Origin of the sequence: Burkholderia sp. JPY481, assembly GCF_038900515.1 — a bacterium.
In the GTDB taxonomy this organism is placed as follows: domain Bacteria; phylum Pseudomonadota; class Gammaproteobacteria; order Burkholderiales; family Burkholderiaceae; genus Paraburkholderia; species Paraburkholderia youngii.
The window spans coordinates 144,573-167,101 of record NZ_JAYMRT010000007.1; the positions used below are offsets into that span (position 1 = coordinate 144,573).

The 22,529-nt window shown below is 64.7% G+C and carries 19 protein-coding genes; 10 read left to right on the forward strand and 9 right to left on the reverse strand.

The window, feature by feature from the left end:
• The first annotated feature begins 104 nt into the window (after window positions 1–104).
• On the forward strand, window positions 105–524 hold the full coding sequence (locus tag VSR82_RS18860; protein WP_368587375.1) for a VOC family protein: 420 nt from the start codon (window positions 105–107) through the stop codon (window positions 522–524).
• A gap of 40 nt (window positions 525–564) precedes the next feature.
• Here VSR82_RS18860 and VSR82_RS18865 read toward each other — a convergent pair whose 3' ends face one another.
• The 5 genes from VSR82_RS18865 to VSR82_RS18885 form a co-directional block, all read right to left on the reverse strand.
• Entirely contained in the window at window positions 565–1,689 is a 1,125-nt protein-coding gene (locus VSR82_RS18865) for an FUSC family protein (protein WP_429460488.1), read from the reverse strand.
• Between the two features lie 129 nt (window positions 1,690–1,818).
• On the reverse strand, window positions 1,819–3,369 hold the full coding sequence (mctP, locus tag VSR82_RS18870; protein ID WP_429460490.1) for a monocarboxylate uptake permease MctP: 1,551 nt from the start codon (window positions 3,367–3,369) through the stop codon (window positions 1,819–1,821).
• Window positions 3,366–3,608, reverse strand: coding sequence for a DUF3311 domain-containing protein (locus tag VSR82_RS18875; RefSeq protein WP_176366947.1), 243 nt, complete (start codon window positions 3,606–3,608; stop codon window positions 3,366–3,368). The genes mctP and VSR82_RS18875 overlap by 4 nt, the downstream gene beginning before the upstream one ends.
• Window positions 3,609–3,904: 296 nt before the next feature.
• Window positions 3,905–4,840, reverse strand: a complete 936-nt coding sequence (locus VSR82_RS18880) for a class I SAM-dependent methyltransferase (RefSeq protein WP_368587372.1) — start codon at window positions 4,838–4,840, stop codon at window positions 3,905–3,907.
• A gap of 145 nt (window positions 4,841–4,985) precedes the next feature.
• Complete coding sequence (locus VSR82_RS18885; protein WP_410850576.1) at window positions 4,986–7,226, reverse strand: NADP-dependent isocitrate dehydrogenase; 2,241 nt, start codon at window positions 7,224–7,226, stop codon at window positions 4,986–4,988.
• Between the two features lie 364 nt (window positions 7,227–7,590).
• Between VSR82_RS18885 and VSR82_RS18890 the strand changes: the two genes are divergently transcribed.
• The 4 genes from VSR82_RS18890 to VSR82_RS18905 all read left to right on the forward strand — a co-directional run bounded on the left by VSR82_RS18890 (window position 7,591) and on the right by VSR82_RS18905 (window position 10,870).
• Window positions 7,591–8,382, forward strand: coding sequence for an AraC family transcriptional regulator (locus tag VSR82_RS18890; RefSeq protein ID WP_498858002.1), 792 nt, complete (start codon window positions 7,591–7,593; stop codon window positions 8,380–8,382).
• Between the two features lie 81 nt (window positions 8,383–8,463).
• Window positions 8,464–8,865, forward strand: a complete 402-nt coding sequence (locus VSR82_RS18895) for a cupin domain-containing protein (RefSeq protein ID WP_368587369.1) — start codon at window positions 8,464–8,466, stop codon at window positions 8,863–8,865.
• Window positions 8,866–8,873: 8 nt separating this feature from the next.
• Window positions 8,874–9,350 (forward strand): GNAT family N-acetyltransferase, encoded by a 477-nt coding sequence (locus tag VSR82_RS18900; protein WP_429460495.1) that lies wholly within the window; start codon window positions 8,874–8,876, stop codon window positions 9,348–9,350.
• Between the two features lie 404 nt (window positions 9,351–9,754).
• Complete coding sequence (locus VSR82_RS18905) at window positions 9,755–10,870, forward strand: succinylglutamate desuccinylase/aspartoacylase family protein (RefSeq protein ID WP_429460497.1); 1,116 nt, start codon at window positions 9,755–9,757, stop codon at window positions 10,868–10,870.
• A gap of 63 nt (window positions 10,871–10,933) precedes the next feature.
• On the opposite strand, the gene VSR82_RS18910 is transcribed toward VSR82_RS18905, so the two are convergent.
• The 4 genes from VSR82_RS18910 to VSR82_RS18925 all read right to left on the reverse strand — a co-directional run bounded on the left by VSR82_RS18910 (window position 10,934) and on the right by VSR82_RS18925 (window position 15,837).
• Window positions 10,934–11,410: a DNA-deoxyinosine glycosylase gene (locus tag VSR82_RS18910; protein ID WP_410850579.1), complete on the reverse strand. Its 477-nt coding sequence runs from the start codon at window positions 11,408–11,410 to the stop codon at window positions 10,934–10,936.
• The gene (locus tag VSR82_RS18915) at window positions 11,410–12,129 is read right to left on the reverse strand and encodes a chorismate--pyruvate lyase family protein (RefSeq protein ID WP_429460499.1); all 720 of its coding nucleotides are present in this window, start codon (window positions 12,127–12,129) and stop codon (window positions 11,410–11,412) included. The genes VSR82_RS18910 and VSR82_RS18915 overlap by 1 nt, the downstream gene beginning before the upstream one ends.
• Before the next feature lie 197 nt (window positions 12,130–12,326).
• On the reverse strand, window positions 12,327–14,225 hold the full coding sequence (gene htpG, locus VSR82_RS18920) for a molecular chaperone HtpG (RefSeq protein WP_498857991.1): 1,899 nt from the start codon (window positions 14,223–14,225) through the stop codon (window positions 12,327–12,329).
• A 154-nt stretch (window positions 14,226–14,379) separates the two neighbouring features.
• On the reverse strand, window positions 14,380–15,837 hold the full coding sequence (locus tag VSR82_RS18925; RefSeq protein WP_429460503.1) for an aminotransferase-like domain-containing protein: 1,458 nt from the start codon (window positions 15,835–15,837) through the stop codon (window positions 14,380–14,382).
• 223 nt (window positions 15,838–16,060) lie between these two features.
• Between VSR82_RS18925 and VSR82_RS18930 the strand changes: the two genes are divergently transcribed.
• The 5 genes from VSR82_RS18930 to VSR82_RS18950 all read left to right on the forward strand — a co-directional run bounded on the left by VSR82_RS18930 (window position 16,061) and on the right by VSR82_RS18950 (window position 22,526).
• Window positions 16,061–16,765 carry a VOC family protein gene (locus VSR82_RS18930; RefSeq protein ID WP_429460505.1) on the forward strand — a complete coding sequence of 235 codons (705 nt, stop codon included), beginning with the start codon at window positions 16,061–16,063 and terminating at the stop codon, window positions 16,763–16,765.
• A gap of 118 nt (window positions 16,766–16,883) precedes the next feature.
• Window positions 16,884–18,080 carry an aminotransferase-like domain-containing protein gene (locus VSR82_RS18935; RefSeq protein WP_429460507.1) on the forward strand — a complete coding sequence of 399 codons (1,197 nt, stop codon included), beginning with the start codon at window positions 16,884–16,886 and terminating at the stop codon, window positions 18,078–18,080.
• Window positions 18,081–18,183: 103 nt separating this feature from the next.
• Window positions 18,184–18,648, forward strand: coding sequence for a RidA family protein (locus VSR82_RS18940; protein WP_368584601.1), 465 nt, complete (start codon window positions 18,184–18,186; stop codon window positions 18,646–18,648).
• A 196-nt stretch (window positions 18,649–18,844) separates the two neighbouring features.
• Window positions 18,845–19,744 (forward strand): PhzF family phenazine biosynthesis protein, encoded by a 900-nt coding sequence (locus tag VSR82_RS18945; protein ID WP_429460509.1) that lies wholly within the window; start codon window positions 18,845–18,847, stop codon window positions 19,742–19,744.
• Between the two features lie 418 nt (window positions 19,745–20,162).
• Entirely contained in the window at window positions 20,163–22,526 is a 2,364-nt protein-coding gene (locus tag VSR82_RS18950; RefSeq protein ID WP_429460511.1) for a bifunctional diguanylate cyclase/phosphodiesterase, read from the forward strand.
• The last annotated feature ends 3 nt before the right edge of the window (window positions 22,527–22,529 follow it).

The following is a 22,529-nucleotide window of genomic DNA, read 5'->3' on the forward strand; positions in this document are numbered from 1 at the left end:
CGCTCCCCGTTTACGCCGCGACTACAATCGACTGCACGCCCCTCCCCGCCCGAGCTGGCGAGGACCGACGGCGCCCGCCCAACGCCTGACCCAAGGAGACGATCATGTACGTTCAGCCCTACGTGTTCTTCAACGGCCGTTGCCAGGAAGCGCTCGACTACTACACCGACAAACTCGGCGCCCAGGTGACCTTCAAGATGCTGTTCAAGGACGCGCCACCCGATGCGCAAAACCCGCCCCGCCCCGAGCTCGCCGACAAGATCATGCACGCGAACGTGCAGCTGGGCTCGAGCACGTGGATGGCTTCCGACGGCAACTGCGATCCGGCGGCCGGCCCGTTCAATGGCTTCAGCCTGTCGCTGACCGTCGAAGACAGCGCGTCGGCGGAAAAATGCTTCAACGCGCTCGCCGATGGCGGCCAGGTCGTGATGCCGTTCCAGCCAACGTTCTGGAGCAAGGGCTTCGGTATGGTGGTGGATCGCTTCGGCATGATGTGGATGGTCACGCTGCCGCCGCAGGCTTGAGGCTTCGCGGCCGAGCCTTTGGGTTCGACCGCTCGACCACCTACCCGCCACGCGTCGCCCGCTCGTGCCGCTCGATGTTCCAGTTCGGCTCGGTCTCCAGCAATAGCGCACGCAGCCGGTCCACCCGCTCCGCGAGCCGCTGACCGAGCCAGTACGGCCCTTGCCAGTCGGGCGGCAACGCGGTGGTCACGTCGCCATGCCCCTTCGCGAGCGGCGCCGCGGCCGGAATGCCGAAGCGCGACGGACGGCCGAAGCGCAGCCCGCGCGCGGTGGACAACAGGATCGCGCGCACGGCCCGCACCTCGGCGCCGCACTGCGCTGCATAGGCGCTGCGCGCGGCGGCGGCGGCGTTCATCAGCGGCCCGGTGGCCAGCAGCTCGAGCGAGCTGAGCACTGAGCGATGCAGTCGCTGGATCTCCTCGAGCCTCGACTGCGGCACGTCGATTTCCTTTGCGACCGACGGCATCAACGAGCGCAGTTGCACGAGCCGCTTGTTGATCCGCAGAAAGCGCTTGACCTGCTCTTCTTCGGTGATCGTCTCGCCGTCGAGCAGGCGCGCGTAGATGCCAGCGCATTCGCGCAGATTGGCGGCCAGCCCGTAGCGCCACGAATACGTTGCGTGCAGCGGAAACGCGAACGAAAACGCCAGCGCGATCACGATGCCGATCAGCACGTTCAGCGTGCGCCACAGGCCGACATCGATCAGGTTGTCGCCGTGGCCCGCGACGATGCACATCGTGATCGCGGTCAGAAGCCCGATATAGCCGGACGAGCCGATCGCGAACCACGCGCAGATCGACGCGATGATCGCCTCCAGCACATAGGTGAGCGGCAGCGAGCCAATGAAGTTCTGCTGCACGATCAGCAACAGGCCGATCGACGCACCGAGCAGCGTACCGGCCGCGCGTTCGGCCGCCTTCTTGCGGATATTGCCGTGATGCTGCAAGCCGCCGATCACCACCAGCAGCGTCACCGACGACCAGATGCCGTGCGGGATATCGATTCCGGTCGTCGCCAGAATCGACACCAGCATCGCGAGGCCGACGCGCAGGCTATGCAGCACCTTCGCGTGGCGGTACCGGTAATACGGCGACGTGACCGCGCGCACCATCCGGCTCAGCGCCGCGCGGCGGGGGATCACAGTGGGAGTATCGGCAGCAGCCATGGTGGGGCGCGGCAAACGCGTGAAAGGACGGTTCCGCTATCCTGCCCTGGAGTACCCCGCAAACACAAACGCCCGCCGACTCGCGTCGGCGGGCGTTGCGTGTTTCAGACCGTAACGTTGCAGCCGGAATCAGCCTTCGACGACGTCCAGGTAGTCCTCCGGACGGGTGCGGTCCTCGGCGCGCTGCATGCCCACCGCGCGCACGATCAGGCTCACGACCACCGACACCACGAGGTTCACGATCAGCGACCACACCGCCGCATAGCCCGGAATCGCCATGCCGAACAGATGGATCGTGAAGATCGAGCCCGCGAGGTTCAACGAAATCGCCATCCACGTACCGGTCGCGATGCCTGCCGCCCAGCCGAGCAGCAGACCCCGATAGTCGAGCACCCGCGTGTAGAGACCGAGCACGATGGCCGGCAGCGTCTGGATGATCCAGATCCCGCCGAGCAGCTGCAGCTGGATCGCGTAGGTCAGCGGCAGACCCAGAATGAACGCAACCGCGCCGACCTTGACGATCAGCGACACCAGCTTCGCGACATTGGTCTCCTGCTCGTGCGTCATGTTGCGGTTGATGAACTCCTTGTGCACGTTGCGCGTGTACAGGTTCGCCGCCGCGATCGACATGATCGCCGCCGGCACCAGCGCGCCGATACCGATCGCCGCGAACGCGACGCCGACGAACCACGATGGGAAGAAGTGCAGGAACAGCGCCGGCACTGCGAAGTTCGGGCCGAAGGCCTTGAAGTACGGCGCAAACTCGGGCATGTCCTTCACGCCGGCCGCGAGCGCCATGAAGCCGAGCAGCGCGAGCAGGCCCAGCACCAGCGAATACGCCGGCAGCAACGCCATATTGCGGCGGATCGTGTTGCCCGACTTCGACGACAGCACCGCGGTAATCGAGTGCGGGTACAGGAACAGCGCGAGCGCCGAACCCACCGCGAGCGTCGCGTACGCGCTATAGCCGTTCAGGCTCGACACGTCCGGCGACTTCAGCAGCAGCTTGGCCGGTGGCACCGCGCCGAAGATATGGCCGAAGCCGCCCAACTGCGGCGGAATCACGATGATCGCGGCGAAGATCGTCACGTAGATCAGAATGTCCTTGACGACCGCGATCATTGCCGGCGCGCGCAGGCCCGACGTGTACGTGTACGCCGCGAGGATCGCGAACGCGATGATCAGCGGCAGATCGCCGACGAAGCCGGTGGTGTCGAAACCGAGCGCGCCGATCACCACTTCGATACCGACCAGCTGCAGCGCGATGTACGGCATCGTCGCGACGATGCCGGTCACGGCGACCGCGAGCGCCAGCATGCGGCTACCGTAGCGGGCCGACACGAAGTCCGCCGACGTCACGTAGCCGTGGCGCTTCGCGATGCTCCACAGCTTCGGGAACACGACGAACGCGAACGGATAGATCAGGATCGTGTACGGCAGCGCGAAGAAGCCGGTTGCGCCCGCGCCGAACACGAGCGCCGGCACCGCGATGAAGGTGTACGCGGTGTACAGGTCGCCGCCGAGCAGGAACCACGTGACGATCGTGCCGAAGCGCCGGCCGCCGAGACCCCACTCTTCGAGATGCGCGAGATCGCCGCGCCGCCAGTGGGCCGCGACGAAACCGAGAATCGTGACGCCGATGAAAAACAGAACGAAGACGAAAGTTGCAATGGGGTTCATCGTTGTGCGCCCCCGTTCGGGCGACCCGTATAGCGGGACTTGGTCTTCACATAGACGAACGCGGTGATGACCGCGCTGATCAGCACCCACAGCAGCTGGTACCAGTAGAAGAACGGGAAATCGAACAGCTGCGGCTCGATCCGGTTGTAGGACGGCACCCAGATCATCGCGATCCACGGTAGCAGCAATAGCCAGAGCCAGTGCTTGCTGGCTTTCTTCACGTCGGCGTCGTGAGCCATGACGTCTCCTGTTTTTTCCTATTTTGAATTTATCTGCCCGTGGTCGACGGGAGGAGGAACTCAGCGGGTGGTCGTCCCGCGGTCCGCCACGGGCTCCCCGAAAGCCTCGAAAGAGTATAGGAGTGGCGAACGCCCGGTCAAGCCGGGGCGACCCCGAGGCACATTGGCGTCCAACGATGCAGACTGGATGACGCCGCAGCATCGACGTGAAAAAAATACCGGAAGCAAAACGGCCGTGCCGACTGATACGCCGGCACGGCCGTCTGATTCTCCGTTCACGGACGGGAATTCAGCGCTCAGATCGCAAACGATGCGCCCGTTTGCCCCGTCGATTCGCGCAGGCCCTTGATCCACTTGCGCGCCGGCAAGCCGAGCTCGGCTTCGATCAGCTTCGCGCGCGCGTCGAGCGCGGCGAACGGCACGTCGAGCGCGGGGCCCGAGAACGCGATCGCGATGCGGTTGCCGTCGTGCACTTCGGGCAGCGCGACGACGCGGCCGTCGAAGGCTTCGTTCAGGCGCTTCATGTTGCGCACGAAGCTCGGGTGATCGCCGAACAGATTCACCGTGACGATGCCCGCGTCGGTCAGACACGCGCGCGCCGCGCGGTAAAAGCCGACGCTGTCGAGCACCGGGCCGCGCGCGGTCGCGTCGTAGACGTCGATCTGCAGCGCGCCGATGGTGCCGTGGTTCGCGCTCTCGTTGACGAAGTCCCACGCGTCGGTTTCGTGCACGGTCAGGCGCGCATCGTCGGGCGGCAGTTCGAACATCGTGCGCGCGGCCACCACGACCGCCGGATTCAGCTCGACGGCCTCGACCTTCGCGCTCTTCAGGAAGCGATGCGCGAACTTGGTCAGCGCCGCCGCGCCGAGCCCGAGCTGCACGATGCGCTTCGGCGTTTCGAGGAACAGCAGCCAGGCCATCATCTGCTGCGCGTATTCGAGTTCGATGTGATCCGGCTTGCGCAGGCGCATCGCGCCTTGCACCCATTCCGTGCCGAAATGCAGGTAGCGCACGCCGCCCTCTTCGGAGAACGTCACCGGTGCGAAGCGCGGCTTGCGCGGCGCTTCGATTTGCGGCGCGTCGTGAAGCTCATGATCGACGGCGCGGTTCGCGTTGCGCGCGGTTTTTGGCGCCTGTCTGGGCGCCATTTTCTGCTTACCGCCGATGGCTTCGGCGTCCCGGTTACGGAAAGCGCGCGCCTCGGCCGAAGCGCGCTTGATCAGTTTCGTCATGTGTGGATGTCGCGCCGCGGGCGCATGATTTTTGGTCGACCGAGAGCATAGCATTCGCGGCGCGCACGATCGCTCCGAGCCGCCCGCCGGCGGCCCGTGCGCACATCAGCACATCAGCACATCAGCTCACTTCACACCCATCACGTCACTCGACGCGCACCGCCTTGAGCGCCTCGTTCAGCGTGCGGCTCGGCCGCATCACCTCTTCGAGCTTGTTGAAGTCCGGCTTGTAATAGCCGCCGATGTCCGCCGGCGCGCCCTGCACCGACGCGAGCTCCGCCACGATCACCTGCTCGTTGGCGGTCAGCTGTGTCGCGAGCGGCGCGAACTGCGCGGCGAGCGCGGCATCGTCCGTTTGCGCGGCCAGCTCCTGCGCCCAGTACATCGCCAGATAGAACTGGCTGCCGCGATTGTCGAGCTCGCCCGTCTTCGGGCTCGGGCTGCGGTTGTTGTCGAGCAGCTTGCCGGTTGCGGTGTCGAGCGTCTTCGCGAGGATCTTCGCCCGGTTGTTGCCGGTCTTGATGCCCAGCTCTTCGAGCGACACCGCGAGCGCGAGGAATTCGCCGAGCGAGTCCCAGCGCAGATGGTTCTCTTCGACGAGCTGCTTTACGTGCTTCGGCGCCGAACCGCCCGCGCCGGTCTCGTACATGCCGCCGCCCGCCATCAACGGCACGATCGACAGCATCTTTGCGCTCGTGCCCAGCTCCATGATCGGGAACAGGTCGGTCAGATAATCGCGCAGGATGTTGCCGGTGACCGAGATCGTATCGAGCCCGCGCACGACGCGCTCGAGCGTGTAACGCATCGCGCGCACCTGCGACATGATCTGGATGTCGAGGCCGGTGGTGTCGTAATCCTTCAGGTAAGCCTCGACCTTCTTGATCAGCTCGGCTTCGTGCGGACGATACGGATCGAGCCAGAACACGGCAGGCGTGCGCGAATTGCGCACGCGCGTGACCGCGAGCTTGACCCAGTCGCGGATCGCCGCGTCTTTCACTTCGCACATGCGCCAGATGTCGCCCTGCTCGACGTTCTGCGTGAGCAGCACCTCGCCGCTCGCGAGATCGACGATGCGCGCCTCGCCGTCTTCCGGCACTTCGAAGGTCTTGTCGTGCGAGCCGTATTCTTCCGCCTTCTGCGCCATCAGGCCGACGTTCGGCACCGTGCCCATCGTGACCGGATCGAACGCGCCGTTGGTCTTGCAGAAGTTGATGATCTCCTGGTAGATGCGCGCGAAGGTGCTCTCCGGGATCACCGCCTTGGTGTCTTTCGGACGGCCGTCGGCGCCCCACATCTTGCCGCCGGCGCGAATCATCGCCGGCATCGACGCATCGACGATCACGTCGTTCGGCGCGTGCAGGTTCGAGATACCCTTCGCCGAATCGACCATCGCCAGTTCCGGACGATGCTCGTGGCACGCGTGCAGGTCGCGGATCACTTCCTCGCGCTGCGATTCCGGCAGCGTCTCGATCTTCTCGTACAGATTGACGAGGCCGTTGTTGACGTTCACGCCGAGTTCGTCGAACAGCTTGCCGTGCTTCGCGAACGCGTCCTTGTAGAACACCTTCACCGCGTGGCCGAAGACGATCGGATGCGAGATCTTCATCATCGTCGCCTTCACGTGCAGCGACAGCATCATGCCGGTCTTGCGAGCGTCTTCCATCTGGTCTTCATAGAACGCGAGCAGCGCCTTTTTGCTCATGAACATGCTGTCGATGATCTCGCCGTCCTCTAGCGCGACCTTCGGCTTCAGCACGATCGTCTTGCCGTCCTTGGTGACGAGTTCCATCTTCACGTCGCGCGCGCGATCGAGCGTCATCGACTTTTCGCCGTGATAGAAGTCGCCGTGCCGCATGGTGGCGACGTGCGTGCGCGACGCCATGCTCCATTCGGTCATGCTGTGCGGATGCTTGCGCGCGTAGTTCTTCACCGCGGCCGGCGCGCGACGGTCCGAGTTGCCCTCGCGCAGCACCGGGTTGACCGCGCTGCCGAGACACTTCGAGTAGCGTTGACGAATCGCCTTCTCGGCGTCGGTCTTCGGATCTTCCGGATAGTCGGGCACCTTGTAGCCCTTCGCCTGCAGTTCCTTGATCGCGCTCGTCAGTTGCGGCACCGATGCGCTGATGTTGGGCAGCTTGATGATGTTAGTGTCGGGCAACGAGGTCAGGCGACCCAGTTCAGCGAGGTTGTCGGGCACCCGCTGCGCTTCGGTCAGAAACTCGGGGAACTCACCGAGGATGCGGCCCGCGACCGAGATGTCGCTGGTCTCGACCTCGATGCCGGCCGGCCTGGTGAAGGTCCGGATGATCGGCAGGAACGCGGCGGTCGCGAGCAGCGGGGCCTCGTCGGTGAGGGTGTAGATGATGGTCGGTTGCTGGGTCGTCATTGCTAGGCTCTGGGCGGGCGGTTGAGAGGCATCTCGCGCGTGATACCGGCAGGATGCGCAAGCGTCGATCAGGAAAACGACAACACGAGGACACAAACGCTGTGCGCGGCGGATGGCGACGCGGGGCCCTGGAACCCCAAAGCGGAACGATTAAGCGAACACGGCGGACTGCGTCGCGCAGCGGGTCGCACGTCTTGATTCTGCCTCATTTTTGGGCTGACGGAAAAGCGCGCGGACCGGACCTCCCGTGCGTCGCACGTCCACATCGATACAATGAGCTGATGTACGGGGATTCCCGCAGATCTGTCAATCGAAGCCGGAGAGCGTCATCGACGGCGATACCAGCAAAGCCCAATCCGACTGGATTTCCCGTTCGGAAACCAGCGGCGGAGTCGAACGCATCGAAGCCTTTTTCCACGGCAATGCGTACTCGCTGCATCGGCACGACACCTACGCGATCGGCCTGACGCTCGCCGGCGTTCAGTGCTTTCACTACCGGCGCGGCTTGCGCACCAGCCTGCCCGGACAGACGATGGTGCTGCATCCCGACGAAGCGCACGACGGTCAGGCCGGCACGCAGGAGGGATTCCGTTATCAGATGATTTACGTGCAGCCAGCCGCCATCCAGGAGGTCCTCGGCGGCCGGCCGCTGCCATTCGTCGAAGGCGGAGTCACGAACGATCCACGGCTGTTCGAAGCGACGAAGACAGCACTGCGCCAGATGCGCGGCGACGCGGAGCCGCTCGAGCGCGACGACGCGCTCGCCGGTCTCGCGCTCGCGCTGGATAGCGTGTCGGACGCCCGAGCTGCGCGCAGGTCCGCGGATTTCGCGGCAGCGCAGCGGGCACGGGAATATCTTCATGCATCGAGCAGCCGCGTCGTCACGCTGGATGAACTTGCCGCCGTCAGCGGACAGGACCGCTGGAGCCTGTCGCGCGATTTTCGAACCTTTTACGGCACCAGCCCCTATCACTACCTGGTCATGCGCCGGCTCGAAGCGGCGCGCGCGATGATGCTGCGCGGCGTTTCCCTCGTGGACACGGCGGCAGCGGCCGGCTTCGCCGACCAGAGCCACATGACCCGGCATTTTCGTCACGCATACGGGATCCCGCCCGCGCGTTGGCTCGTGATGACGAGCGATCGTCGCGCCGGCTAGCACAAGCTTGCACGATCGTTCAAGACACTCGCCGGCGGCCAGCCTAAGCTCTGTTCCAGATATCCCCCGAATGGAGCCACCATGCACAGCGATTCCCAGCCGAAACCCGAGCAACGCGGCCAGTACAAGACGATCAATCTGCTCGACAAGATCCGTCAGATCGACGATCACTGGCAGCCGCGCGTCGTTGCCGAAATGAACGACTATCAGTTCAAGGTCGTAAAGATAGAGGGTGATTTCGTCTGGCACCGGCATGCCGACACCGACGAGACCTTCATCGTTCTCGAAGGCCGCTTGCGCATCGACTTTCGCGACCGCTCGATCGAACTGCTTGCCGGTGAAATGGCGGTGGTTCCAAAAGGAGTCGAGCACAAGCCGTATGCCGGCTCCGAAGTGAAGCTGCTGCTGATCGAACCGCGTGGCGTCGTGAACACCGGCGATACGACCAACGAAAGAACGGCCGAAAACGACGTATGGATTTGAGAGCCGCCATGCAAACGCCGCCGCCGATCGTTCGCGAAGCCGTTTTCCCCGCCGATACGTGCAAGCTCGTCGCCGTGATCCGCGAGTATGTCCAGTGGCTGGATCTGGATTTGTCGTACCGTGGATTCGATGCCGAAATGGACGCGTTCGAAGCGGTTTACACGTTGCCATCCGGCATGTTCTTCGTCGCCGATGCCGGCGGCGAACTCGCCGGTTGCGCGGGGCTGCTGCGCCATAGTGCCGGGACCGCCGAAATCAAGCGCCTCTTCGTTCGCGACGCATTCAGAGGGATGCGTCTCGGGGAAACGCTGGTGAACTCGGTGATCGGGAAGGCAAAATCGTTGGGCTTCTCGAAGCTGGTCCTCGACTCGGTGCCGAAAACCGCTTTCGCGCAGCGCATCTACGAGCGATTGGGGTTCGTAGAAATCGCGCCCTTCTACGCAAATCCGGTCGAGGGCACGAGGTTTCTTGCACTCGAGCTTTGACGGCGCGGCGCGCGCGGCGCGGCGTCGCTCATCTTGAACCTTCTCACAGCGCGCCTAAGTTGAATATACATCTACTGCTCCAGCGGCCGCTCCGATTCCGCTTTCGAATTTCGCTTAACGCGGAAACGCCCGCTCTTCTTGAATGCGTGTCGCTCGTCCTCAGCAAAAACCCTAGTTCCGCCACCCTCTTCAATTCGCTATCTTGTCTATACAACCAAGCCAATGAAACAGCCTAGTTGAATGTGCTGCGCGACACGGGCTCCTGAAGTCCGCGTGCGGCGCAGGTTCCGCGTTCACGGGCGGCGACCTGAGCGATTCGAAGGGCGCGCTCGGCGTACGGCAGCTGACAGGCAATGGCGTGGAGGATTCTCCGCCCCTACGCCGTCCGGCACATTCACACCATCATGCAAACACAAACCCATCCGTTGATTTCCCCGTCGCTCGGCACCGAGCGGTACCTGACGAGCTTCCACTACGGCCCCACGGGCGGACAGAAGATCTACATCCAGTCGTCGCTGCATGCCGACGAGTTGCCGGGGATGCTGGTCGCGTGGGAACTGCGTAAACGCGTCGCCGCCCTCGAGACGGCGGGCAGATTGCGCGGCGAAATCGTCATCGTGCCGGTACCCAATCCGATCGGCCTCAACCAGCGGGTGCTCGGGCACATGGTTGGCCGCTTCGAAAGCGGCACCGCGGCAAACTTCAATCGCAACTTTCATAATCTGGCCGAGCTCGTGATGCCGCGCATCGAGCCTCACCTGACCGGCGACGCGCAGCAAAATCTGCGCGCCGTGCGCGCCGCCATGCGCGAGGCGCTCGCCGAGCAAACGCCGAGCACCGAGCTCGAGTCGCAGCGCCTCGCGCTGCAGCGCCTGTCATACGATGCCGATGTCGTGCTCGACCTGCACTGCGACTTCGAAGCGGCGATGCATCTGTTCACGAATCCCGACACGTGGCCCGACGTCGAGCCACTCGCGCGCTATCTCGACGCGAAAACTTCGCTGCTCGCGCTCAATTCGATCGGCAATCCGTTCGACGAGATTCACAGCTTCAGCTGGTCGGAGCTGCGTGCGCGCTACGGCGAGCGCTATCCGATTCCGAACGGCTCGATCTCGGTGACGATCGAGCTGCGCGGCCAGGCGGACGTGAGCTACGCGTTCGCCGAGCGCGACGCGAACGCGATCGTCGAATACCTGACGTTGCGCGGCGTCATCGACGGCACACCCGCGCCGTTGCCGGAGCTCGCGTTCGAGGCCACGCCTTTCTCCGGCAGCGAGCCGCACGTCGCACCGATCTCCGGTGTGCTCGTGTTCCGCGCGCCGCTCGGTGTCTGGGTCGAGCCCGGCGAGGCGATCGCCGACATCGTCGATCCGCTGACCGGCCGCGTCGTCACGATCACGAACTCGGTTGCCGGCGTGCTCTATGCGCGGCAACGCACGCGCTTCGCCACCGCGGGGCTGGAGGTTGCGTGTGTCGCTGGAGCCGAGCCTATTCGGAGCGGCTCGCTGCTGCCGAACTGAGCCGGTCGCGTGAAGCGGCCCGGCGCACCGGCGATGCTTGGCCTGCGTCCGGAATGAATGCCGTCAGGAAAGAATCTCCCGCCAACACGAGAGCTTCTGTTCGAATGAAAGCGTCGCATTCGCGGGGCTCGACGACGGCAATACGAGTGTTCGATAGCCTGCCGCACCGATGACCGGCGCGAACCGCCCCGCCGTTTTCCCATTGAAGCAAACCTTATCCAGCAACGGCGCATGCTCGCGCAACGACTCGAAGTCGTTCGGCTGCGCATGGCGGATCGCCGAGTCGAGACTGCCTTGACGGTGGCATGCATCGAGCACATCCCAGATGCCGATCCGATGTGCGAGCACGCGCGCGAGACGCTCGTCATACGGCAACTCGTGCAGCGCGGGTTCGTCGAGCACCGCGCCGAGCAGGCGCCAGAACTGGTTGCGCGGATGCGCGTAATACTGCGCCGCGGCCAGTGACGCTTCACCGGGAAAGCTGCCGAGTATCAGCGTGCGCGTGTCGGCCGCGACGACCGGTGGAAAACCGCGCAACATCAGCGGCTCCGATCGTCCGACGCGCGCGGCGCGGCATGCGCGCGCGACGCGGTGTGATCGAGCGGACGGCCGTGGTCGCGTATCCGCTCGTGCGCGACATGCGCGCCTAAAACGGGCTCGGTTGCAGCGCCGCCCGAGGGCCCCGCCTGCTCCAGCCGGGCCAGATGCTCCCACAGTGCCGGCAACATGCATTCGGTCACCATCAAAGGCGCGCCATGGCGCTCGAACACCGAGCGCCGTGCGACCAGCGCATCCGGCGCATCGACGGCGCCGCCGCCGATCTCACGCGCGGCCAGCCGATACAACGGATGCCGTTGTCCCACCCTGCGGCTCACCAGCGACGAACGCGCGACGCTGCTATCGCTATACAGCAACTCGGCGAGCGGCCGCGTGCGCAGCCGCCGCGTGGCCTGCCAGATGCCGACGCTCGCGGCGCGCGGCGTCACGCTATGCGCGGCGACGAACGCCACACCATCGACCGACAGCACCACTTCGCGCACCCACACGGGCGCGCGCGGCGTGAGTCCGAGCGCGGCGGCTTCGTCGGGCCACGGCAGCGCGACCGCTTCGCGCGTCACGCGCACCGCGACCGCGCCGAGCACGCGCAGATGCGCGGTCAGTGAACCGCCGCGGGTCAGCCAGTCTTTCTGGGCAGCGCTGAAAGTGGGCAAAGGCGCGACGCGCCAGTGGGTGTCTGCGGGATCGAAACGGATAGGCATGGTGTCGGATTATAGCGGCGCGCTCCGACGGCATTTTTCGTGGCAACGCTTGCGCTGATCGCGCGCGCCGCTCCAGACAGAAGCCGGCGCAAACCGACGGCAAAAAAAATGCGCTGCCGAAGCAGCGCATTTCCGAACCACAGAGCGTCAATCCAATAAGAACACCATCAACGCTCCGGGTTCGCCTTCACTGAAACTCAACCCGCGCGCGACAGCAGCAACGCATTGGTCCGCTTCACGAAGCTCGCCGGATCTTCCAGCGCGCCGCCTTCGGCGAGCAGTGCCTGATCGAACAGCAGATGGCACCAGTCGTCGAAATTCGCGCTATCGGCATGCAGACCCTTGACGAGCGCATGCTCCGGATTCACTTCGAGAATCGGATGGAACTCCGGCGCCTGCTGGCCCGCGGCCTTCAGCATGCGCTGCAGGTAGCCGCTCATTTCGCCGTCGTCGGCAACGAGGCACGACGGCGAGTCGGTCAGGCGGAACGTCAGACGCACGTCCTTCGCCTTGTCCTTCAGCGCTTCCTTCATCTTCTCGACGAGCGGCTTGAACTCTTCGCCGATCTTCTCCTGCGCCTGCTTTTCCTCGTCGTTCAGCGCGCCGAGATCAAGGTCGCCGCGCGCGACGCTTTGCAACGGCTTGCCGTCGAATTCGTGGAGGAACGACAGCATCCATTCATCGACGCGATCGGTGAGCAGCAGCACTTCGACGCCCTTCTTGCGGAACACTTCGAGATGCGGGCTGTTCGACGCGGCTTGCCACGTGTCGGCGGTCACGTAGTAGATCTTGGTCTGCTCGGGCTTCATGCGAGCGACGTAGTCGGCCAGCGACACGGTCTGCTCGGCCGTGCCCGCATGCGTCGTCGCAAAGCGCAGGAGCTTCGCGACGCGCTCGCGATTGGCGAAGTCCTCGCCGATGCCTTCCTTCAGCACCTGGCCGAATTCCTTCCAGAAGCTGGCGTACTTTTCCTTGTCGGCGGCTTCATCCGAATTCGCCAGTTCTTCGAGCATCGACAGCGCGCGCTTGGTCACGCCTTCGCGGATCGCCTTCACGTCGCGGCTTTCCTGCAGGATTTCGCGCGACACGTTGAGCGGCAAATCGGCCGAATCGACCACACCCTTCACGAAACGCAGGTACGCGGGCAGCAGTTGCTCGGCGTCGTCCATGATGAACACGCGCTTCACGTACAGCTTCAGCCCGCCGCGCTGCTCGCGGTTCCACAGATCGAACGGTGCGTGCGACGGCACGTACAGCAGTTGCGTGTATTCGCTGCGGCCTTCGACGCGGTTATGCGTCCACGTCAGCGGGTCCTGATGGTCGTGCGAGATATGCTGGTAGAACTGCTTGTATTGATCTTCGGTGATGTCGTTCTTCGAACGCGTCCACAGCGCGCTCGCCTGGTTGACGGTCTCGTCCTCGTCCTTCGTGACCATCTCGCTCTTTTCCGCGTCCCACTCTTCCTTCTGCATCAGGATCGGCAGCGCGACGTGGTCCGAGTATTTCTGAATGATCGACTTCAGCCGATACGACGACAGCAGCTCGTCCTCGTCGGCACGCAGATGCAGCGTGATGGTCGTGCCGCGCGCGGCGCGCTCGATCGTCTCGACCGCGAAATCGCCCTCGCCCGCGCTGACCCAGCGCACGCCTTCCGAGGCCGGCAAACCGGCGCGGCGCGTCTCGACGGTGATCTTGTCGGCGACGATGAAGCCCGAGTAGAAGCCCACGCCAAACTGGCCGATCAGCGCTGCGTCCTTCTGCTGGTCGCCCGACAGCTTGCCGAAAAATTCCTTGGTGCCCGAACGCGCGATCGTGCCGAGGTGCGCGATCGTTTCGTCGCGGCTCATGCCGATGCCGTTGTCGTCGATCGTGACGGTGCGCGCGGCCTTGTCGTACGACACGCGAATCCGCAGGTTCGGATCGTTCTCGTACAGTGCGCTGTTTTCGATCGCCTCGAAGCGCAGCTTGTCGGCCGCGTCGGACGCGTTCGAGATCAGCTCGCGCAGAAAGATTTCCTTGTTGCTGTACAGCGAATGGATCATCAGTTGCAGAAGTTGTTTCACTTCTGCCTGAAAGCTCATGGTTTCTTGTGCCATGGTCGGACTTCCTCTCTGTTGCGAATGGGAGATGGGCGGCGGCCGGGATTCAAACCGCGGTTCGGCCCTGCAGTGCCGGTGCGCCGGACCGCCGGACCGCCGGTGCGCCGGACCGCCAGATCGTCCGCGCAAATGGGGACGCTCCGGCGCGGTTTCAAGAGGCGCGGCGCGCGACGCCGTCGAGATAACGGCTCAGGAACGCCGGCAATTCAGGGTCGCCGCAATTGGCGATGTTGAAGCGCATCCACGTGCTCGGCGACTGCTGCGGCGAAAACAGGCCGCCCGGCGTCAGCAGAAAGCCAGCTTCGTGCCCGGCCGCGGCGAGCGCGCCCGCGTCGACGCCGGTGTCGGCCCACAGGAACATGCCGGCCGTCGGCGTCAGGAAGAGCTTCATGCCGGCCTTCTCGATCATCCGCACGGCCTTCTCGCGCACGCCGTCGAGCCGCGCGCGAATGCGCTCGACGTGCCGCCGGTAGTGGCCCTCGGTCAGGATCTTGTAGATCACGCGCTCGTTGAGTTCGGGGCTCGTCATGCCAACCAGCATCTTCTGATTGCTGACCACCATTGCGACTTCCGGCGCGCACGCGATGAACCCCACGCGCAGATTCGGCGCGAGCGTCTTCGAAAAGCTGCCGAGGTAGATCACGCGCTTCAACTGATCGAGGCTCGCGAGCCGCGTGCCCGGGTAGCCGGGCGGGCACAGGTCGCCGTAGATATCGTCCTCGACGACGATGAAGTCGTACGCCTCGGCAAGCCGCAAGATGCGGAACGCCTGCGCGGCGGTCAGCGAGGTGCCGGTCGGGTTTTGCAGCACCGAGTTGATCACCAGCATTTTGGGGCGCCATTCCTGGACCAGCGCTTCGAGCGCGTCGAGATCGGGACCGTCCGGGGTGTACGGCATGCCGACCAATCGGGCGCCCTGCGACGCGAAGCAGCCGAACATCTGGAACCACGCCGGATCGCCGACGATCACCGCGTCGCCGGGCTTCACATAGATGCGCGAAATCAGGTCGATCGCCTGCGTGATGCCGGACACCATCACGATCTGCTCGGGCGACGCGCCGATTTCCAGCTCCTCGAGCCGCGTCTGCAACTGCTGGCGCAGCGGCAGGAAGCCTTGCGCGGTGCCAATGCCGAGCATCTGCATGCCGCTTTGCCGGCCGAGCGTGCGCAGCGCGTTGGTGATCAGGTCGCCGTCGAGCCAGCGGGCCGGCAGATAGCCGAGCCCCGGACTCCGTTCGGGCCGCGCGCCCGTATGCAGCATGTTGCGCAGCAGCCAGACGACGTCGATATTGGCCGGCGCGGGCAGCGTCTCGGCGCGCGGGCGCAGTTCGGAGACCGTGGCCGCGCCGCCCTGGCGCTCGCGCACATAGAAGCCAGAGCCGCGTCGCGACTCCAGAAAACCCTGCGCGACCAGCCGCTCGTACGCTTCGACCACCGTGAAGCGCGATACGCCCTTGTCGAGCGCGAGCTTGCGGATCGACGGCATGCGCATGCCGGGGCGGAACACGCGCTCCTCGATGCGGCGCCGCGCCCACTGGACGAGCTGTTCGACCAGCGTCAACGACGCGGTATCGTGCGGGGCGGGAATCTGCGCAAGCGGGACGGACATGACGGGCTCCAACTGTACCGAACAGTATCGAGTCGATTGTACCGTTACTGTGCAGGTCACGGCCGTTACATTTGAATCCTGCGAAGGATGGTCACGGCATACGAAACCATCCGCATGGCCCGCCGATCCGGCAAACGGTTATGCTTACGGCCCCGGCAGCGCAGCCTTAAAGCGTGGCGCGCAACTGGCCCTTGTGCAGAACAGCGTTTTCCGTCGATCCGCCATGACAGCCCTGACAGCCCCATCGCTCATCAGTCTCGATCACCTCGTCGTCTCCGCGCGCACGCTGGACGAAGGCGTCCAGTACGTCGCCGATGCGCTCGGCGTCGCGCCGGCCGGCGGCGGCGCGCATCCGCTGATGCGGACCCACAATCGCCTGCTCGGCCTGTGGGGCGGCGTCTATCTGGAAGTGATCGCGATCGATCCGCGCGCCGCAGCCGACGCGACCGATGGCACCGCGCCGCGCCCGCGTCTCTTCGCGCTCGACGACCCCGCGACGCAGGCGCGACTTGAAAACGGGCCGTATCTGTCGCATTGGGTCGCGCGCGTCGAGCGGCCGAAGCATCTGCCGACGTGGCAGGCGCAGTATCCGCAGCGCATCGCGCCGGTCGTGCCGATGACGCGCGGCGATTTCACGTGGGGCCTGACGGTGCCCGAGGACGGCTCGTTCCCCGCCTGGCAAGGCGCTGGCGACGGCGTGCTGCCCTCGCTGATCCAGTGGGACTCGACGCGGCATCCGTCGCAGTCGCTGGCGCCGACCAACCTCGCGCTGACAGCGTTAAAAGCCGTGCATCCGCGGCCGGAGCTGATTGGCGAACAACTGCGCTGGTTCGGCGCGGCGCACCTCCTCGACGTCCAGCCTACCGACGGCGCCGCGGCGCTCGTCGCCGAATTTGAAACACCCGAGGGTCCGCGAACCCTCGGATAAGCAGCGCGTGATTGAGCAAACCCGGGGCAACCCCGGGGGCAGCCCCAGCGGCAATGCTTGCCGAGTCGCGCGATAATTGAAGTTTTGACCGGTTCCAGAAATACCAGCAGAGGAGATCATGGACCAAAGCGACCTGAAAGCCCCGATGTGGCAATTGTCCGAACGCGCGCGCAAGCTCACCAGCTCCGCGATTCGCGAAATCCTGAAGGTCACGGAACGGCCCGAAGTCATCTCCTTCGCCGGCGGCCTGCCCTCGCCGGCCACCTTCCCGGCCGAGCGCATGCGCGAGGCATCCGACCGCATCCTGCGCGACACGCCCGCCGCTGCGCTGCAGTACAGCGCGACCGAAGGCTATCTGCCGCTGCGGGAGTGGGTCGCGCAACGCTATTCGATCAACGGCGCGCAGATCCGCCCGTCGCAGGTGCTGATCACGACCGGCTCGCAACAGGCGCTCGACCTGCTCGGCAAGGTGCTGGTCTGTGTCGATAGCCCGGTGCTGGTCGAAACGCCGACCTACCTCGGCGCGCTGCAATCGTTCTCGATGTACGAGCCGCACTACGTGCAGGTGCCGAGCGACGACCAGGGCCTGATCCCGGAAGGTCTGACGCCGGAACTGATCAAAGGCGCGCGTCTCTTGTACACGCAGCCGAATTTCCAGAATCCGACGGGCCGCCGCCTGCCGGTCGAGCGCCGCCGCGCGCTCGCCGAGTTCGCGAAGAGCGCGCCGTTCCCGGTGATCGAGGACGACCCCTACGGCGCGCTCGATTATGCGGGCGAACCGCTGCCGACCATGCTATCGATGGCGCCCGATCACATCGTCTATCTGGGCTCGTTCTCGAAGGTGCTCGCCCCGGGTCTTCGCGTCGGCTTCATCATCGCGCCCGAGGAACTGATCTTCAAACTCGTGCAGGCCAAGCAGGCCACCGACCTGCACACGCCGAGCTTCACGCAGCGCATCGTGCACGAAGTGGTCAAGGACGGCTTCCTCGACACGCACGTGCCGACGATCCGCGAGCTGTATCGCAACCAGTGCGACGCGATGCTCACCGCGCTGGAACGCTATATGCCCGAAGGCGTCAGCTGGAACCGTCCGGAAGGCGGCATGTTTATCTGGGTCAATCTGCCGGCGGGCATCGACACGATGAAGCTGCTCGAAGAAGCGGTCGCGCAGAACGTCGCATTCGTGCCGGGCGCTCCGTTTTTCGCGAGCGAGGCGCAGCACAATACGCTGCGTCTGTCGTTCGTCACCGTGCCGCCCGCTAAAATCGACGAAGGCGTGGCGCGTCTCGGCGCACTCGTGCGCGCGAAAATTTAAACGGCGTTAGCCGCACTGCCACCGGGGCGAAGTTTGCACGCGCGTTGCGTGCGGACTTCGCCCCGCCTGCATTCATGCAATCTCACCGAAACGAGGACACGACATGGCTCAATCGAATGTGTACGACAAGCTCAAGGAACTCGGCATCGATCTGCCGGCAGCGGGTGCGCCGGCAGCGGCCTATGTGATGAGCGCGCAAAGCGGCAACACGGTGTACCTGTCGGGCCACATCGCGAAGAAGGACGGCAAGGTCTGGGTCGGCAAGCTCGGCGCGACTCTCTCCACCGACGAAGGCAAGGCCGCCGCGCGCTCGATCGCGATCGATCTGCTCGCCACCTTGCATGCGCACGTCGGCGACCTGAATCGCGTCACGCGCATCGTCAAGCTGATGAGCCTCGTGAACTCGACGCTCGAGTTCACCGAGCAGCATGTGGTCACGAACGGCGCGTCCGAGCTGATCGCCGACGTGTTCGGCGAGCGCGGCAAGCACGCGCGCTCGGCGTTCGGCGTTGCGCAGATTCCGCTCGGCGCGTGCGTCGAGATCGAACTGATCGCCGAGGTCGAATAAGCATCGAAACGATATGACGATGCAGGCGATGCCGCGTGAGATTCGCAACTAATTCACGCCGCATCGCGATGCGAACGCGCCGTCCGGTGTCACGCACCGGCGGCGCGTTATTGTTTTATGGCGACGGTGGATCGCTGCCGCGCAGCCGGATAGAATCCGCGAGATCCCTCAACGTCCATTGCGCCGGGGCCTGTCGATGTCTGCTCACACCGTTCGTTTCAAACAGGTCGACGTGTTTTCGTCGACACCGTTCAAGGGCAATCCGCTCGCCGTCGTGTTCGATGCCGACGCGCTCGATACCGCGCAGATGCAGGCCATCGCGCGCTGGACCAATCTGTCCGAAACCACCTTTCTGCTGAAGCCGACCGATGCCGCCGCCGACTATCGCGTGCGCATCTTCACGACGGGCGGCGAGTTGCCGTTCGCCGGTCATCCGACGCTTGGCACCGCGCATGCTTTGCGCGAAAGCGGCTACCAGCCGAAGCAGGCCGGCAAGCTGATTCAGCAATGCGGCGTGGGTCTCGTCGAACTCGAAGCGCTCGATGGCGCCGACACGACGCACGGCGCATGGGCGTTCGCCGCGCCGCCCGCACGCGTGACGCCGCTCGCCGAGCATCGTTACGAGGCGCTGTCTACGGCTTTACGTAGTGAGGCGATCGACTTTACCGCGCCGCCATGCGCGGCGGATAACGGCGCGCCATGGCTCGTCGTGCGGGTCGATTCGGCGCGCGACTGCCTCGCGCTCGAACCCGATGCGGCGGCGCTAGCCGAGCTCGTGCATTCGGTCGACACGCACGGCGTCGCCGTATACGGGCCGCACGATGCCGATGGTCCGGCAACGTTCGAAGTCCGTTGCCTGATGGCGGGCGGCGGCTTCGGCACCGGCGAAGATCCGGTGACCGGCAGCGCCAACGCCGCGCTCGCGGGCCTGCTGAGCCTGCAGCAACGTCGGCCCGGCACACGCTATACGGCGCGTCAGGGCACCGTGCTCGGGCGCGCGGGCGACGTGTCGGTCCACTATGACGATGCACGCGGCAAGATCTGGATCGGCGGGCCTGCGGTGACGATCATCGACGGCACGTGTCGGCTCGCATAAGCGGACCGCGGCCTCGCGCGCAAGGCACCGCGACACGCCGCATGTCGCCGCGTCACACCACAAAAAGCCGCAGCACTATGGCGCCGCCATACCTGGTTGTCCGAATTCATGGCGACTGGATGGCAAAACCCTTGCCAGATACCGGCCATGCAGCACTCATGAACGGCGGGCCCGAGGCGCCCGCAGCGCCCGCGTATACCCCATGCCCGGACGCTTCCTTAATCGAGTCGCATTCAGTAATATCGAACGGTATATAGCGGTCGTATCCGATGACCTGTGGACGGTCAGGCGCGGCGCCACGCCCTCTCCTCCTGCGCAGCAGCTTTGGCACCTTGGTCACCATGCAGCCATCCATCTATTTCGCGCAGTCGATGCCCGTGCGTTTGCAAGCGACGCACCCCCGGCCAAGGGCCACGCGATGACTCAGTCCCGCTTCTCCGACCCGCGCGAAGCCATGCCGCGACGCGATCCGATGATCACGCGCCGGCGCGCGTTGCTCATCATTCCAGCGCTCGGCGTACTCGTATTGATCCTGCTGTGGACCGTGATCTTCGCGCGGCTATCGGTCGAGAAAGACGCGACGTATCGCGAAGCGATGGCGTCTTCCGCCATTCTTTCCTCGGCGCTCGAACAGCACACCATCAAGGCGATTCACCAGGTCGATCAGATCACGCGCTTCGTCAAGTACGAGTTCGAAAAGACGCCGAATCATTTCGATCTCGCGAGCACCGTCGAAAAAGGCGTCGTGCAAAGCGAAACGCTCGTGCAAGTGTCGCTGATCGACGAGCACGGCAGACTGATCGCCAACACGGCTGAACTGAATCCCGCTCACATCGACCTGTCCGACCGCGAACACTTCAAGGTCCACGAGCACGAGAACGACGACCAGCTATACATCAGCAAACCGGTGCTCGGTCGCATCTCAGGTCACTGGACGCTGCAGATGACGCGGCGCCTGAATCATCCTGACGGCTCGTTCGCTGGCGTCGTCGTGGTGTCCGAAGACCCGAGCTATTTCACGTCGGACTTCTACAACAACGCGGCGATCGGCCGAGAAGGCGTGATCGCGGTGATCTCCGACAACGGCACCGTGCTCGCGCGCCGTACGGGCAACGCCAACAAAGCCAGCAGCACGTTCACCGCGAGCGGCACGTATCCGACTTCGGAGCACGTGTCGGGTACCTACGTCGATTCGATCGACAACGTCACGCGCATCGTGTCATACCGGCACATCGACGGCTATCCGCTCGGCGTGCTCGTCGGTCTTTCGCAGGGCGAAGAATTCGCCGACTACAACCACACGCGCAACGTCTATCTGTTGATGGCGGGCTTCATCTCGCTTGCGATGCTGAGCTTCTTCGGCGTCGCGACCGGCCTGATCGGCAAGCTGCTCGGCCGCGAGCGCGAGATGACCCACCTCGTCGAATACGACCTGTTGACCGGGCTGCGCAATCGCTACGCGACGCTGCAGGCGCTGCGCCACGACGTCGCGCAGCCGTTCAATCTCGGCCGCCTCGCGATTCTTTTCATCGACCTCGACAACTTCAAGACCGTCAACGACACGCTCGGCCACAACGCCGGCGACATCGTGCTGCAGATGACGGCCTCGCGCCTCGCGACCGCGATCGGCGACGAAGGCACGCTGAGCCGCATCGGCGGCGACGAGTTCGTCGTCGTGATCAAGGGCGACGATGTCGAGAAGCGCGCGGTCGCGCTCGCCGAAGCCGCCGGGGAAGTGTTCTCGAAGCCGTTCGACGTGCGCGGCAGTTCGTTCGTGCTGCATGCGAGCATCGGCATCGCGCTGTACTCGGTCGCCAACGAAAGCGAGATCGACCTGCTGAAGAAAGCCGACCTCGCGATGTACAGCGCGAAGGACGCCGGCAAGAACTGCTACCAGTTCTATTCGCCGCATCTGTCGCATCGCGCGGACCATTTGATGAAGTGGGAACAGCAGCTGCGCGTCGCGCTGGCCGAAGGGCAACTGTTCCTCGCGTATCAGCCGAAGATCGATCTCGCGCGTCGCTGCATCACCGGCTTCGAAGCGCTCGTGCGCTGGAACCATCCGCAGCACGGGTTGATTCCGGCCAACGAGTTCATCCCCGTGGCCGAGTCGACCGGGCTCATCGTGCCGATCGGCGACTTCGTGATCGAGACCGCATGCCGTCAGCTCGCGCAGTGGCAGCAGCAGGGCTACGACACGCTGTCGCTCGCGGTGAACATTTCGGCGGTGCAGTTCTGGCGCGGCGACCTGTTCGAAACGATCTCGCGCGCGATCGAGGAAACCGGCATCTCCGCGCGCCGCCTCGAACTCGAAATCACCGAAACGACGATGATGGAATTTCCGGAAGTCGTCTCCGAAAAAATCTTCGCGTTGAAGCGTCTCGGCGTACGCATCGCGCTCGACGATTTCGGCACCGGCTATTCATCGCTGTCCTATCTGAACCGCTTCGCCGTCGATACGCTGAAGGTGGACCGCTCGTTCGTCCAGGCGATTCCGGGCGACCGCAGCGTCTGCGTGATGGTCACCGCGATCGTCAACCTCGCGCGCTCGCTCGGACTCACGGTAGTGGTCGAAGGCACGGAGACCGAAGAGCAGATTGCCTGGCTGGCCGCGCTCGGCCATATCGAGGCGCAGGGCTTCCTGTTCTCGCGTCCGGTGCCGGCAGAGGCGATTCCGGCGCTGCTCGAGCGTTTCGGGGTATGCGGCATGAACAGCACCAGCGGCCGCCGCGTCGCGCACGTAGCCGACAGCGCAAGCAGCGTATCCAGCACCAACAATTAAAGG

Bases quoted from the DNA above. Each gene is read 5' to 3' on its own strand.
- VSR82_RS18880 (WP_368587372.1), bottom strand. From the start codon at position 4,840: ATGACGAAACTGATCAAGCGCGCTTCGGCCGAGGCGCGCGCTTTCCGT.
- htpG (WP_498857991.1), bottom strand. From the start codon at position 14,225: ATGGCACAAGAAACCATGAGCTTTCAGGCAGAAGTGAAACAACTTCTG.
- VSR82_RS18950 (WP_429460511.1), top strand. From the start codon at position 20,163: ATGACTCAGTCCCGCTTCTCCGACCCGCGCGAAGCCATGCCGCGACGC.
- VSR82_RS18900 (WP_429460495.1), top strand. From the start codon at position 8,874: ATGCAAACGCCGCCGCCGATCGTTCGCGAAGCCGTTTTCCCCGCCGAT.
- VSR82_RS18865 (WP_429460488.1), bottom strand. From the start codon at position 1,689: ATGGCTGCTGCCGATACTCCCACTGTGATCCCCCGCCGCGCGGCGCTG.
- mctP (WP_429460490.1), bottom strand. From the start codon at position 3,369: ATGAACCCCATTGCAACTTTCGTCTTCGTTCTGTTTTTCATCGGCGTC.
- VSR82_RS18895 (WP_368587369.1), top strand. From the start codon at position 8,464: ATGCACAGCGATTCCCAGCCGAAACCCGAGCAACGCGGCCAGTACAAG.
- VSR82_RS18905 (WP_429460497.1), top strand. From the start codon at position 9,755: ATGCAAACACAAACCCATCCGTTGATTTCCCCGTCGCTCGGCACCGAG.
- VSR82_RS18860 (WP_368587375.1), top strand. From the start codon at position 105: ATGTACGTTCAGCCCTACGTGTTCTTCAACGGCCGTTGCCAGGAAGCG.
- VSR82_RS18945 (WP_429460509.1), top strand. From the start codon at position 18,845: ATGTCTGCTCACACCGTTCGTTTCAAACAGGTCGACGTGTTTTCGTCG.
- VSR82_RS18915 (WP_429460499.1), bottom strand. From the start codon at position 12,129: ATGCCTATCCGTTTCGATCCCGCAGACACCCACTGGCGCGTCGCGCCT.
- VSR82_RS18940 (WP_368584601.1), top strand. From the start codon at position 18,184: ATGGCTCAATCGAATGTGTACGACAAGCTCAAGGAACTCGGCATCGAT.
- VSR82_RS18910 (WP_410850579.1), bottom strand. From the start codon at position 11,410: ATGTTGCGCGGTTTTCCACCGGTCGTCGCGGCCGACACGCGCACGCTG.
- VSR82_RS18925 (WP_429460503.1), bottom strand. From the start codon at position 15,837: ATGTCCGTCCCGCTTGCGCAGATTCCCGCCCCGCACGATACCGCGTCG.
- VSR82_RS18935 (WP_429460507.1), top strand. From the start codon at position 16,884: ATGGACCAAAGCGACCTGAAAGCCCCGATGTGGCAATTGTCCGAACGC.
- VSR82_RS18885 (WP_410850576.1), bottom strand. From the start codon at position 7,226: ATGACGACCCAGCAACCGACCATCATCTACACCCTCACCGACGAGGCC.
- VSR82_RS18930 (WP_429460505.1), top strand. From the start codon at position 16,061: ATGACAGCCCTGACAGCCCCATCGCTCATCAGTCTCGATCACCTCGTC.
- VSR82_RS18875 (WP_176366947.1), bottom strand. From the start codon at position 3,608: ATGGCTCACGACGCCGACGTGAAGAAAGCCAGCAAGCACTGGCTCTGG.